This is a genomic window from Algoriphagus chordae (assembly GCF_003254055.1).
Taxonomy (GTDB): Bacteria; Bacteroidota; Bacteroidia; order Cytophagales; family Cyclobacteriaceae; genus Algoriphagus; species Algoriphagus chordae.
This window is the reverse complement of record NZ_QKZT01000025.1, coordinates 62,865-76,442: the sequence shown is the minus strand read 5'-3', so window position 1 is coordinate 76,442 and position 13,578 is coordinate 62,865. Positions and strand designations below refer to the sequence as shown.

Genomic DNA, 13,578 nt, shown 5'->3' with positions numbered 1-13,578 from the left:
CTAGAAACTCCGACCATCCTTGCTTCTCCAATGGAGGGTACAGGACCATTGAAGGTAGACTTCACTGGAGACTTGACAGGAGTTGATCAGGGTAACCTAAGCTATAGCTACGAGTTTGAGGATGGCGATACTTCCACCGACAAGAACCCTAGCCATGTGTTCATGGCTGCGGGAGCTCATCAGGTGAAGGTGACGGTTCGTGATGGCAGAAACTTAGTCACTCAAGAAACCATAACTATCCAAGTAAACAGATCTAATGAGGCAGGCTTCAATACTGACTCTGGCTTTGGACAGACATCCATCAAGATGTATCCAAACCCTGCAAGCTCTATTGTGAACCTTCAGCCAACGGATGAATCTGTTGAGATAGCGGAGATCGCGATCTTCGATATCCGAGGCCGATTAATCCAGAAGTACGAACCAAGCATCGTGGCAAATGGTAACAAGTACACTATTAAAGTGGACGACCTAGCTGCTGGAGTTTACTTGGTGACTACCACCACTGAATCAGGAGCTACGCAAATGCATCGCTTGATAGTTACTAGATAAAACCTAAATACATTTTTATGAAAGTCCTATTTTACGGAATCAACTATTACCCAGAATTAACAGGGATTGGAAAATACACCACCGAGATGGCAGAGTGGTTAGCTAGTCATAAAGAATATGATGTTAGTATGCTTACTGCTATGCCATACTACCCAAAGTGGGAAACGAATGAAAATTACAAGAACAAATTTTGGCACAAGGAAGATATCAAAAATGTAGATGTCTATAGGTGCCCTATTTATGTACCAAAAAATCCTACGGCTGTGCGTAGAATAATACATGAATTATCTTTTTTCTTGAGCTCAATGGTAATGTGGATTAAATTCCTATTTATCCCGAAAGTAGATTTGATTATTTTCCTATCCCCACCCTTTCATTGTGGATTACTTCCCCTCATCTATTCGAAAATAAAAAAATCAAAGGTATTGACCCATATACATGACCTTCAGATAGATGCAGCAAAAGAACTAGGAATGATTAAAAACAAAAATCTCCTATCTCTTATGTTTAAAATCGAAAACTACCTAATAAATGATAGTGATTACATTTCTACGATCAGCACTGGAATGCAAAAAAGAATAGAAAGGACTAAATCAATAAATAAAGAAATATTCCACTTCCCTAATTGGGTAGATACCAATTTCATCAAGCCTCTTGATAAAAAGGAGTCTCTTCGAGAGAAATTCAATATCGATGAATCAAAAACTGTAATCCTATATTCTGGAAATATTGGAGCCAAACAAGGGTTAGATAAAATAGTACTTGTGGCAGAATCATTACAAGAAAAAAAGGATGTACTCTTTGTAATTGTTGGCACTGGGATTGGAATGAGTCATCTCCAGGAAATGGCAGTCGAAAAGAATCTTGAAAACATTCAATTTCATCCATTACAACCTTATAATGAATTATCGAACTTAATGGCAATTGCTGATCTCCATTTAGTTTTGCAAAAGTCAGAAGTGGGAGACTTACTATTGCCATCTAAACTCACTACCATACTAGCAGCTGGTGGTTGTTCTATAGTAACAGCCCTACCAAACACAAATCTCTATGATATTGTACAAAACCACAACTTAGGAAACATTATAAAGCCTGACTGTACAGAATCATTATTGAATGGTATAGTAGATTCTCTAGAAATGGACCTAAATGAAAAAAGAAAAAATGCTAGAGCCTACGCGATAAAGCACCTATCAAAGGAAGAAATATTAAGCAATTTCTTTGATAAAATTTCTGCAAAACCAAAGCTCACAGATCCAATTCCTTCGCACACTTCTCTTCAACCTAACTACGCAGAAATGGGCGAATTAGTGGGGCAGGAATAGCACCAAGTATAATAACTTAGCGTTTACGATTATTTACAATAACTCAATTCCTGATAAAGTAAGGGCTTGCAGATATAAACCATAAATTATAACATCCCCGCAATAAAAAATCCAGCATACGTCCCCAGCGCATTCCCAAAACTCCCCACTAAAACTCCGGGAATAAGCAAATCGGGGCGGTTTAAACTTTCTGCAGATGCCAAGGCAGTTGTATTACCTCCCACATTTGCCTGAGAAGCCACGGCAATCAGGTCCCAATCAATTTTGAAAAGGGCTCCCAAACCAAAAATCACCAGTCCGTGAATTAAGATAATTATCGTCACAAATAGCACCAATGTGCTTGCCACATCTCCTATTCCTGAAAGAGTGCTTACATCACACAGTGTCCCAATCGTGGCGAGGAAAAGTAGAATAAGAAAAAAACCAATGGTATGTGTTCCCGATAATCTCTTAATAAAAGGTATTTGTGCCATTATCAAAGCAAGTGTGGTAAGTATAATAATCTCCGGAATTTGTAGAAAACTCTGTGTGACAAATTTGGATATGGCCATGGCCAAAAATGCTAAGCCAAGAATACTAGCCAAGCCAGCAATGCTTATAGCTTCTTCGACCTTAATATTTTGAGCATCATTCGTTTCTGGTATCAATTTTTTTCGAGGGAAAAACTTCTGTAAATACTTTGGAAGAATAAGCGTAGCAATTATCCATGGAGTGCCTATCAAGTTATCTACTACCGTAGTTGCAGCAAACAAATCCGCATTTTCATTTACATGATAACTCAGTGCTACTGCATTGAAGTTGATGCTTCCACCGATATAAGTCCCAGTGTACATTCCTGCTACTGCATTGGCCATTGAACCAATTTCCGCAGCTGGCTGAATGAGAAACCAAGCAACCAGCACACCTACAATTGTACCTATTCCACCTAGGCAGAACATAAGCAGAATCGGCCCTCCAGCTTTTTTGAGGCTTTTGAGATCAACTTCTAGCAGAGCTATAAAAATCCCCATAGGAGCCAGATACATAAATACTCCAGTGTAAACAGGGTTTCCATGGGTGGCAGTGGGGATGACACCGAAATTGGCTGCTATAGCCGTGAGCAATATCACCAATATGGGAGTGCCGATGGTTTTCCAACCTTTAAATTTTGCTAACCACACGGAAAGCAACACAAAGACGCATAGCATTCCAGAGATATAAATAGGGTCTTGAGTCCAAGTCATGGCGGAAATTAGACAAAAAATTGCGCACGGTCACGGGATTGCAAGCTCAAATACAAAGGTTAAATTTTCATAGCAATTATAATCTATTTCAAATTTGAATTACCTTATGGCCTCACTGAATTTTCAATTACTAATGAAAAAAATCTTTACAATTCTAGCGCTAGCTTGTATGGGTTTCGCATGCACTCCAGGTGCCACACCTCCTATAGCCTCGCAAATAGGTGAAAGTACCTACACTCCAGGAAAGGTGGTTTGGCATGACCTAGCTTCCCCAGACCCTGAAGCTTCTGCAGCATTTTACGAATCTGTTTTTGGCTGGACGACAGTTCCTTATGGCGATGATGACAAAAAAGTCTGGGTCTTCAAAAAGGATGACAAACCAGTCGGTTTGATGGCTTATTATAAAACTGAGAATGGGTCAGGTGAATGGATTGGAGCTATTTCAGTTCCAGATGTATCAGAAGCTACTTCTAAAGCCAAATCTCAAGGTGCCAAAATCATTAAGAAAGCGATGAATGTGGACGATAGAGGTTCGATTTCTTTTATTCAAGATCCACAAGGGGCAAGTATTTCCCTGATCAAACTTGCCAATGGTGACCCTGAACCTTCACTAGCTGAAGAAAACACCTTTTTGGGTCAGGAACTTTGGTCCAATGAACCAACTGAATCAGCTTCATTTTACGCTAGCGTAGTGGGTTATACAGCTGAAGAAACAGACAATCAAAAGATTGCTTATACTATTTTCAAAATGGGTGACATGAATTGTGCTGGTATGTTGAAAAATCCTGCTCCGACTGTACGCTCACATTGGGTTCCTTATATCCGTGTGTCGAATCTCAATGAGACCATTGAAAAAGCGACCCGAGCTGGTGCAAAAGTGCTAGTAGAGCCAAGTCCTGAGATCAGAAATGGCAGCGTGGCCTTACTTCTCGATCCTACAGGAGCACCAGTGGCAGTTCAAGTTTATAACCCTTAATTCCATAAACCCATGAAAAAGAAATTATTTGTATTCGGCTTAATTATTTTCGCTTCTATGCTCGTAACCGCTTGCGCAAATATGTATGTGTCTGGAGGTGTAGGTATGAGCTACTACGGAGGACCTTATGGAGGTTACGGCATGTCTCCGCATGTTAATGTTGGAATGTATGGTGGTGGAATGAGGTGGTAAAATCCAGTTCAGTTCTAGTATAATCGGGTTATGAATAGTCGAAGATTATTTTTTGATTATTTATAACCCATTATTTTTTGAGGAAAAACTCACGAATCTTCCCAATCACATACTCAATTTCTTCCTCCTTCATCCATGGATTAAGCGGTAAAGAAAGTCCTTGCTCAGATAAATTTCTAGCATTAGGAAAAGCACCTTCACTACTAAAAGGCTTCATCTCTGGCAAAATATGAGGATAATGGATACTCGTCCCTATACCATTTTCTATTAAATATTTCTTTAGCTCATCTCTCCTAGTTGTCTGAATTACAAAAAGATGGCAATTATGATCTACATTCAGAATTCCAGATGGAAGTTTCAATTCTTCAATATCGGCTAGACCGTCCAAGTACATTTCAGCCAACTTTTTGCGGAGGCTTTGAAATTCAGGAAATCTCTCCAAAAACACATTCAAAAATCCAGCTTGAATAGAATCTATTCGACTATTTCTACCTACTAGTTCATGCTTATCACGAACCGCTTGACCATGGTTAAGAAGTAGTCTCATTCGCTCATTAAGTACTACTGAGTTCGTCAGACACATACCTGCCTCTCCTAGCGCTCCTAGATTTTTTGTAGGATAAAAACTCAGGCATCCCACATCTCCAAAAATACCTGCTGCCTTCCCTTTTTGAAATGAGCCAAAAGATTGTGCTCCATCTTCAATCACAAAAAGTTTATGCTTTTTTGCCCTTTTCATCAAAGATTTCATATCAACCATTTTTCCATAGAGATGAACAGGAATCACCGCTTTAGTTTTTGAAGTAATAGCCTTTCCCCAATCTTCAGCCAAAAGTCCATCTTCATCAGTATCCCAGAAAACAGGCTTCGCCCCTACCAGTATTACAACTTCAGCAGTAGAAACCCAGGTCATTGCTGGAACTATTACCTCATCACCCTCTCCGATTTCTAATGCTCGCAAAGCAAGCTCAAGCGCATCCGTTCCATTGGCACAAGCAATTGAAAATGGGGTCTTTAGGAAAGTAGAAATCTGGCATTCCAAAAGACCTACTTCATCTCCTCCAGAAAAAATGCCTTTATCGAGCATTTCGGCAAACTTTGATTTCAAAGCATCTTTCAGCTCCTCATCCATTCTTTTCAAATCAAGAAACGGGATCTGCATCCAATAATTTTGCTAGTTGTAAACTTAGATTTCTTCGGGAATACTGGTAAATTCCTAATGCTGATTCAGCTTTGCCACTTCGCTCAAACAACTTTCTTAAACTAAGCTGAATGGCCACATGATCTGAATGAGAAAAAACCTGACCTGCTTCAGCCTCTTTCAAAATCTTGGCAGAATCACCTTCAGGATCTCCCAAAGCCAGAATCGGCAAAGTCGTGGCCATGTATTCGAAGAGCTTCCCTGGTATATTCCCCTTCGCATTTTTAGTATTGGTAAGGATCAAAGCCAAAGCATCAGCTTTCTCATAAAATCCAAAAACTTCCTGATGCGACACATACCCAGCAAAATGTACATGTGCTGAAAACCAGGAATCCGCAGCTATCTCCTCACGAACCTGATCACTCACTCTTCCAACAAAAGTGAATTTTACCTCTCCTCCATTAGAAAATTCCTCTCGCATAGCTTTCAGCAATGGCATAGGATTTCTGATTGAATCGATAATCCCAGTGTAAACAAGGTGCAAACTATCCCCTTTCTTCTCTCCAACAGAAAAGTTTTGAGGAATATCAGTCTCATCAAAACCATTTGTAATCAAATCGATCTTGCGATGTGCTAATTGTTCCAAATCATGCTGGAAGGTCGGAGAAATGGTAGTTACTACATCTGCCTCACTAAGAACTTCCTGCTCCAGTTTCTTATGCTTATCCCGAACACGGTTCTGCATGGGTAGCTTGTCCAGAAATTCCCATTGTGACCAAGGATCACGAAAATCAGCCAGCCAAAAAACACCTGTTTTTCGCTTCAAATCCCTCCCGATCAAATGCATGGAATGTGGTGGACCAGTCGTGATGATTGCCTGAAACTGCCCTTTTTCTATTAACTCTGTTAAGAATTTAACCGAAGGCTTAACCCAGAAAACACGTGGGTCCGGAACCATCAGATTAGCTCTAAGCCAGATCGCGGCTTTTTCTATAAAACTCTGCTCTTTTTGCTCGAGCACTCTTCCTGGATGCGATTCCTTTTTCCCTCGAATTTTATCCAAAAGATGATAAGGTTCCCAAATCGGGAATTTCAATACCTCTAGCTCATTCGAGATTTCCTTTTCCAGACCTTCATCTTTCAAGTCAAAATCAGGATTCTCAGGAGTAAAAATAACTGGCTCCCAACCAGCTTCAGGTAGGTATTTAGCGAATTTCAGCCAACGCTGCACTCCGGAACCTCCACTTGGCGGCCAATAATAGGTGATGATGAGAACTCGTTTTTTCATATGTGTACCTTGTCCTAAGTCTAAAGTACCAAGTAGCTGGCCATAAAATCAAATCTGAGAGAAAACATTAAGGCGACGTCTCAGTTTTCAGTCGCAGTTAGAACTCTAGATAACGAAAGTGTTTCAATTATTATAAGAATCTGGAAGACTGAAGTGATTATTGACTTATACAAAGGCAGGAGACTCGAACCGAAAAACTCAGCGTCCACTGCTATTTAAAAAGTAAAAAGGGAGCAGGTCAGCCCACTCCCTTTACTTATATTTCAAATTTGAAATCTCAAATCTCAAATCGAATTACTCTCCCTGTGCTAGAGAATATCCTCTTACACCATCGAATGAGTAAAGGTTTTCAGTTTTGATGAAGTCAAATCCTAATTCTTCTACTTGCTTCAGCAACTCACGGATTTGTCCATGAGAAATCGTGGACTGCTCCGGAGTCTGGAATCTACATCTCCAATGATCTGTACAGAAAGACTCACGCATACCGTCAGGGAATACTTTGATTCCACGGTTAGTGATCAACGTTAACTGAAGTCCATCAGAATTTGCCTGGCGAAGTTTCTCGCCTAGCACCTGAGGATTTCTTCCTGGCTCATCCCAATCCACAAACACATCGACACCGATCAACTCTTTTTTAGCTTTAACCACTGGAGAAACAAACACATTCATCGGAGTAGTATCCTTGTCAAAGGACGCTGGAACCATCGTAGAAGGAACTTGACCTAATCGCTCGATTACTGCATTTGCAAATTCCTCAGTTCCGGCTTTCTTGGTAGAAAGACCTTCCTGATAGATATCACCTGTATGAATTCCATCTTCGAGAGTCTTCATCCAAGCATTAGAGATTTTCTCTGCGATCTCAGGCTGGCCTATATGAACCAGCATCATAATCGCACCATTCAGCAATCCAGATGGATTGGCGATGCCCATTCCTGTGATATCAGGAGCAGAACCGTGAATAGCTTCAAACATGGCTACTTCTTCGCCCACATTGGCAGAACCACCCAATCCTACAGAACCTGTAACCTGAGCAGCTACGTCAGAAATAATATCTCCGTAAAGGTTCAGTGTCACGATTACATCAAAAGTCTCTGGTCTATCTGCGATCAGTGCAGTTCCGATATCAATGATTTTATGATCAACGTTGATATTTGGATATTCCTTAGCTATCTCGTCAAATGTTCTGTGGAACAAGCCATCAGCAATCTTCATAATGTTATCCTTAGTCATACAAGTCACTTTCTTACGACCGTATTTCTTAGCATACTCAAATGCATATCGGATAATTTTCTCAGAACCTGGCTTAGAAATCAATTTCAAAGACTGACAAACTTCCTGCGTCTGTCTGTGCTCGATTCCAGCATACAAATCCTCTTCATTTTCACGGATAATCACCAAATCAGTCTCAGGAAAATGTGTCTGAATAAATGGTGAGAATGATTTACAAGGTCTCACATTCGCATACAAACCAAAAGAAGTTCGGGTTGTTACATTGAGAGATTTGAAACCACCGCCTTGTGGTGTAGTAATAGGTGCCTTAAGGAAAATCTTTGTTTCTCTTAGCGATTCGAAAGCATTTGGCTCCATTCCAGAGCTGATACCTTTGAGGTAAACTTGCTCTCCGATTTCGATTACATCGTATTCGAGCTGAGCTCCAGCTGCTTCGAGGATCGCCAAAGTAGCCTTCATGATTTCGGGACCGATCCCGTCACCATAGGCAACCGTAATTTTTCTTTTAGAAGACATATAATTATAGCGGATTAGTTAAAATTCGATTTTGAACAAAAGTAAATAAAAATGTGGAAGCAGTTTTTTGACCTACAACAAATTCCACATTATCTACAGTTATATTACAAAAGGGGCAATTATCCTTTACCTTAGGCTTAGCATTTTCCAAGCTTGCAGTTTGGGATTGAATACCCTGCTTGTATATTTGTTTTATACTCAACGATGAACTATGGCTGATTTCAAAAATATCCTTACTGTTGTCAAGGGAGGAGTACTCTATCTGACCGTCAACAGAGAAGACAAAATGAATGCACTGAATTTTGAGACTTTGGAGGAGTTGAGGGCGATTTTTGAAGAAGTTTCTGACACCAAGGAAATCAAAGCTGTCATCATCACTGGTTCTGGTGAAAAAGCATTTATTGCTGGAGCCGATATCTCTGAAATCGCTACGCTCAACGAAGTGAATGCTAGAAAGTTCGCAGAGAATGGTCAGGAAATTTTCAGTATGATAGAAAACTGCCACAAACCAGTAATAGCTGTAACCAATGGCTATACGCTAGGAGGTGGCTGTGAATTGGCTATGGCTTGTCATCTTAGAATCGCCACTGCAAACGCGAAATTTGGTCAACCAGAGGTAAACCTAGGAATCATCCCTGGCTACGGAGGTACTCAACGTCTGACTATTCTCATAGGAAGAGGAAAAGCCAATGAGCTTATGATGACGGGAGATATGATCGGAGCAGAAGAAGCGAAAACCTTAGGCCTAGTTAATCATGTCCTCCCAACTAAAGAGGAAGCAATGCAGAAAGCTGAAGAGATTATTGCCAAAATATTAAGCAAAGCCCCACTTGCTATTGGGATGATCATCGACTGTGTCAATTCGGCTTATGTACCAGATGAAAATGGATTCCAAACAGAAGCGAATAGCTTCGCGAGATGTGTGAAATCAGGTGATTACAAAGAAGGAACTTCTGCTTTTTTAGAAAAAAGACAGCCGCATTTCAAAGGAGAATAAGCTCCTTTACATTGAATGAGCAACCTCAAAAAATTAGCCGGCCAAACAGCAGTTTATGGACTGAGTAGTATTCTCGGTCGATCTATCAATTTTTTAATGATTATCGTGTACACCGAATACCTCAGCAAAGAGGCTATGGGGTCGTTTACGAGTATCTATGCATTGATTGGCTTTCTGAATATAGTTTTCACCTACGGGATGGAAACTACTTTTTTTAGATTCTCAACAGGCAAGAATCTAGATCCCAAAAAAGTTTACAACTCCACACAATCTCTACTGGTCACCAGTACACTTGTGCTCGGCTCAGGTCTTTTTCTGCTTGCTCCTTGGCTAGCAGAATGGCTGGATTATCCAGGCCAAGCCTATTTGTTCAGATGGACAGCTTTGATACTTTCCTTTGATGCGATTCTGGCTATTCCTTTTGCAAAGCTCCGCTTAGAAAATAAAGCTTTAATATTCGCTGGTGCTAAGATCTTCAACATCTTCCTGAATATTTTCTTCAACCTGTTGCTGATAATCGTCTTTCCATACCTGATCACCAAGGGAATTATTTCAGAAGGATTTTTGGGATATAGATCAGATTGGGGCGTGGAATACATTCTACTTTCCAATTTACTAGCAAATGGATTGATCATTCCATTAGTATGGTGGAAAGCTGGATTTTTCAAATTCCAATTGGAAGGAGCTATTGTCAAACCCATGTGGGCATATTCCATTCCCTTATTATTTATGGGTTTAGCCGGTGTGACTAACGAATTGCTTTCCAGATTCCTATTCGAATATGTATTACCTCCTAATTTCTACGCTGGATTAAGCGCACGAGAAGCTGGAGGTATATTCGGAGCCAACTTCAAACTGGCCATCTTGATGAACTTGGTCATTCAAGCCTTCAAATACGCCGCAGAACCTTTCTTTTTCAAACAATCAACAGACAAAAACTCACCGCAATTATATGCCAAGGTGATGCATGTATTTATCCTTTTCTGCACCCTATTAATGATTGCCATCTCTGTAAACCTGGATTGGTTAGGACCATTTTTCCTTAGACAGTCTGGCTATGGGGCTGGCCTATTTATAGTCCCTACGCTTCTGATGGGTTATCTGCTTCTAGGAGTATATTTCAATCTTTCCATTTGGTTCAAAATTACTGATCAGACCAAATACAGTTTCTGGATCACCTTAGTTGGAGCAGCACTCACAGTTGCCGTAATCTTCATTTTCGTGCCTATTTGGGGATATATGGGCGGAGCACTTAGCACTATCATCTGCTACTTCGTCATGTGTCTGCTTTGCTACCTTTATGGTCAAAAATACTACCCTATCCCCTATCAAACGGCGCGAGGACTATTTTACCTACTCATTTCTTTTGTTGTAAGCTATTTGGGATTTTACCTAGAGCTCGGAGATCCTATCATTAATTTCCTTGCAAAAAACAGTCTCATCATCTTTTATCTTGGTCTGATTTTTCTATTGGAAAAAGATCAGATTAAGTCCTATTTACCAAAAAGGAAAAAGTTGTAACCTTAATTTTTACAAACTGGGGATCATTTTTGAGTCAACTAACGTTAACAAACCGAATAGCTTCAAAACCCAAAACCTTATTCAATCCTTATTACAAACAAAGTCTAATTGCATAAAAGGCATTATGTTTGTGAATTCAAGCCGCAGTCCAGATTTCCCGTGAATTTCAAAAGAACCATACTCATATTATTAGTAGTCGCATTAGGCTCAAGTACTAGTTTTGCCCAAGACAGACTTTCTAAGAAAGAACGTGCAGCTCAACTAAAGGAGTCGCAAGGCACCCGATATTTTATCGAAGGTGAAAAAAACTTGGTGCTTGATGATTTAGAGAAAGCATTTTTCTATTTCAATAAAGCACTTGAATTCTCGCCGGAAGAACCCGCCATTCACTACAAAATTGCTGAGGTGCTAGTGAAGGCAAATCAAGCCGAAAAAGCACTACCCTACGCGACCAAAGCTGTAGAGATCGACGGTGAGAACAAATTCTATTCGCTGATGGTAGCAGAGATTTACAATAATCTCAAACAACCACTTAAAGCAGCCGAAATACTAGAAAAACTTACAGCTGATGGTGAGCACAACCAGCAATACAACCTGGATTTGGCTTCTATTTATCTCAAAGCCAACGAGCTGGACAAAGCTCTGATAGTACTAGATCGAGCTGAGGATTTTTATGGAGTGATGGAACCCATCTCCATGCAAAAGCAACGCATTTATTTGAATAATAATGACCTCAATAAAGCTATTGCGGAAGGTGAAAAACTGGTAGAAGCTCGACCTGGAAATCCTGCATTTGTGATGAATCTTGTCGAGATTCTATATAATAATAACCGCGTAGATCAGGCATTAGAATTGGTATTTGGAGAAATTGAGAAATATCCAAATCAGCCCGAATTGCAAATGGCTGCTCACAGTCTGCTGAAAGACAAAGGAGATATCCAAGAGTCCAATCATCACCTTTATCTGGCTTTTGCAAGTGCAGATCTAGATCCTGATGTAAAAGCACAAGCCTTCGCAAGCCAATTGACTGAGATAAAAACACAGGAACGAGAAGTTTTACTCGACAGTTTGGAGACGCTGATGGCCAATTCAAGCCCTGACAATGCGGCTATCTATGCTGCACTTGGACAACGAAGAATCTTAGATCAAAATCAGGAAGAAGGAATTGAATTCTTCAAAAGATCGCTGCTGCTCAATCCAAAGAATGCCAAAATGCTAGAGCAGGTAATTCTTGGTTCTTTTGGTGAGGACGCAGACTTCGCTGAGGTCGAGAAATTCACCATTCTTGGTGTGGACGAATTCCCTCAAAACCCAGAATTCTGGTTTTATGATGGCGTCGTGAAGTCAGCCCAAAAGAAAGATGAGGAAGCGGTAGTATCCCTTAATAAAGCGATAGAACTAAATGCTAACAAAAATTCTCAATTAGATCAGGTTGCTTTTGGATCACTGGGAAGTTCACTGTATAATTTGGGAGATAAGGAAGAAGCATTCCGAAATTTCGATAAAGCACTGGAGATCAACCCAAATGACGAGCAGGTATTGAACAATTACTCCTATTTTCTATCCTTAGAAAAGACGAATTTGGAGAAGGCCAAAACAATGTCTGATAAAGTTGTTAAGCGATTTCCAGATAATGGCACTTTCCTTGATACGCATGCATGGGTTCTATTTCAATTGAAAGATTACGAGGGCGCCAAGAAATACATGGATTTGGCCATGAAGCATGAAGCCGAGCCAAGTGGCGTGATGTTGGAGCATTATGGAGACATTTTATTCCACCTTGGCCAAAAGAATGAAGCTATCAATTATTGGAAGAAAGCAGAAGGAAGTCCTGAAGCGTCAGATAAACTTTCACAGAAAATAAAAGAAGGAAAATACCATGAATAAACTTTTTGCAGGAATTACACTTTTCATTGGCTTAGGCCTACTATTCTCCTGCTCAAAAAAGACAATTGTCTATCAGGCTGATGGGAGAATGGAAGGTTTTTCCCCCGTCTATACCGACTATGAGTACATGAGTGCTAAGGCCAAAGTGGTGATCGAAGAAGAATCTGGAAAAATCACTCGTGGCAGCATGAATCTCCGTGCAAAGAAAGATTCTGTTCTGTGGTTCATTATTTCTCCAGGTATGGGTATGGAAGCTGTACGGGGCATAATCACACAGGACAAAATCAAAATCAAAGACAGAATTGGAAAGGAGAATGTAAATCTGACATTCCAAGAATTTGAATCGATTTACGGACTCAAACTATCACTAGAAGTTTTTCAAAATTTACTCTTCGCCAATCCACCATATCCAGTAGATTACCAAGACAGGTTGGTTCGTGTAAAAAAGTCATTTGAATTGACTCAGGTACGTGACAAAGTACGTTACTTCTCCAAAGTTGATGTCAACTACGGAAAGGTCTCTGAAATGGTAAGCCATTCTTTGGATGACCGAGGATCATTGCTGGCCAGCTATGCTACATTTCAGGATATTGATTCCAAGCCGTTCCCGCTTGAAGTTCTATACAAACTAGCCTATCAGCTCCCAGAAGGTGGGCAAAACACCATTATCCATGTGGAGTGGACTTCTGTTGATCCACATTCCGAACCTCTTAGCTTCCCCTTCAAATTTTGA

12 protein-coding genes are annotated in these 13,578 nt (G+C 40.3%); 8 read left to right on the top strand and 4 right to left on the bottom strand.

Features of this window, described 5'->3' with window-relative positions; genetic code table 11:
- Together LV85_RS19960 and LV85_RS19955 are read left to right on the top strand one after the other, a co-directional pair.
- Positions 1 to 549: T9SS type A sorting domain-containing protein (locus LV85_RS19960; protein WP_146260514.1), on the top strand; the 549-nt coding region annotated here is incomplete at its 5' end.
- A 17-nt stretch (positions 550 to 566) separates the two neighbouring features.
- Positions 567 to 1,874 (top strand): WcaI family glycosyltransferase, encoded by a 1,308-nt coding sequence (locus LV85_RS19955; RefSeq protein ID WP_111322747.1) that lies wholly within the window; start codon positions 567 to 569, stop codon positions 1,872 to 1,874.
- A gap of 86 nt (positions 1,875 to 1,960) precedes the next feature.
- On the opposite strand, the gene LV85_RS19950 is transcribed toward LV85_RS19955, so the two are convergent.
- On the bottom strand, positions 1,961 to 3,097 hold the full coding sequence (locus LV85_RS19950; protein ID WP_111322743.1) for a DUF819 family protein: 1,137 nt from the start codon (positions 3,095 to 3,097) through the stop codon (positions 1,961 to 1,963).
- 133 nt (positions 3,098 to 3,230) lie between these two features.
- Between LV85_RS19950 and LV85_RS19945 the strand changes: the two genes are divergently transcribed.
- Together LV85_RS19945 and LV85_RS19940 are read left to right on the top strand one after the other, a co-directional pair.
- Positions 3,231 to 4,073 carry a VOC family protein gene (locus LV85_RS19945; protein WP_158531215.1) on the top strand — a complete coding sequence of 281 codons (843 nt, stop codon included), beginning with the start codon at positions 3,231 to 3,233 and terminating at the stop codon, positions 4,071 to 4,073.
- Positions 4,074 to 4,085: 12 nt separating this feature from the next.
- On the top strand, positions 4,086 to 4,265 hold the full coding sequence (locus LV85_RS19940; RefSeq protein WP_111322739.1) for a hypothetical protein: 180 nt from the start codon (positions 4,086 to 4,088) through the stop codon (positions 4,263 to 4,265).
- 70 nt (positions 4,266 to 4,335) lie between these two features.
- Here LV85_RS19940 and LV85_RS19935 read toward each other — a convergent pair whose 3' ends face one another.
- The 3 genes from LV85_RS19935 to LV85_RS19925 form a co-directional block, all read right to left on the bottom strand.
- The gene (locus tag LV85_RS19935) at positions 4,336 to 5,427 is read right to left on the bottom strand and encodes a DegT/DnrJ/EryC1/StrS family aminotransferase (protein ID WP_111322737.1); all 1,092 of its coding nucleotides are present in this window, start codon (positions 5,425 to 5,427) and stop codon (positions 4,336 to 4,338) included.
- Entirely contained in the window at positions 5,408 to 6,694 is a 1,287-nt protein-coding gene (locus LV85_RS19930) for a glycosyltransferase family 4 protein (RefSeq protein WP_111322735.1), read from the bottom strand. The genes LV85_RS19935 and LV85_RS19930 overlap by 20 nt, the downstream gene beginning before the upstream one ends.
- 294 nt (positions 6,695 to 6,988) lie before the next feature.
- On the bottom strand, positions 6,989 to 8,440 hold the full coding sequence (locus tag LV85_RS19925) for an NADP-dependent isocitrate dehydrogenase (protein ID WP_111322733.1): 1,452 nt from the start codon (positions 8,438 to 8,440) through the stop codon (positions 6,989 to 6,991).
- Between the two features lie 211 nt (positions 8,441 to 8,651).
- Between LV85_RS19925 and LV85_RS19915 the strand changes: the two genes are divergently transcribed.
- The 4 genes from LV85_RS19915 to LV85_RS19900 all read left to right on the top strand — a co-directional run bounded on the left by LV85_RS19915 (position 8,652) and on the right by LV85_RS19900 (position 13,578).
- Entirely contained in the window at positions 8,652 to 9,437 is a 786-nt protein-coding gene (locus LV85_RS19915) for an enoyl-CoA hydratase/isomerase family protein (RefSeq protein WP_111322729.1), read from the top strand.
- Between the two features lie 15 nt (positions 9,438 to 9,452).
- Positions 9,453 to 10,958: a polysaccharide biosynthesis C-terminal domain-containing protein gene (locus LV85_RS19910; protein WP_111322727.1), complete on the top strand. Its 1,506-nt coding sequence runs from the start codon at positions 9,453 to 9,455 to the stop codon at positions 10,956 to 10,958.
- A 159-nt stretch (positions 10,959 to 11,117) separates the two neighbouring features.
- The gene (locus LV85_RS19905; protein ID WP_111322725.1) at positions 11,118 to 12,845 is read left to right on the top strand and encodes a tetratricopeptide repeat protein; all 1,728 of its coding nucleotides are present in this window, start codon (positions 11,118 to 11,120) and stop codon (positions 12,843 to 12,845) included.
- Complete coding sequence (locus LV85_RS19900) at positions 12,838 to 13,578, top strand: DUF4292 domain-containing protein (protein ID WP_111322723.1); 741 nt, start codon at positions 12,838 to 12,840, stop codon at positions 13,576 to 13,578. Before LV85_RS19905 ends, LV85_RS19900 begins: the two co-directional genes overlap by 8 nt.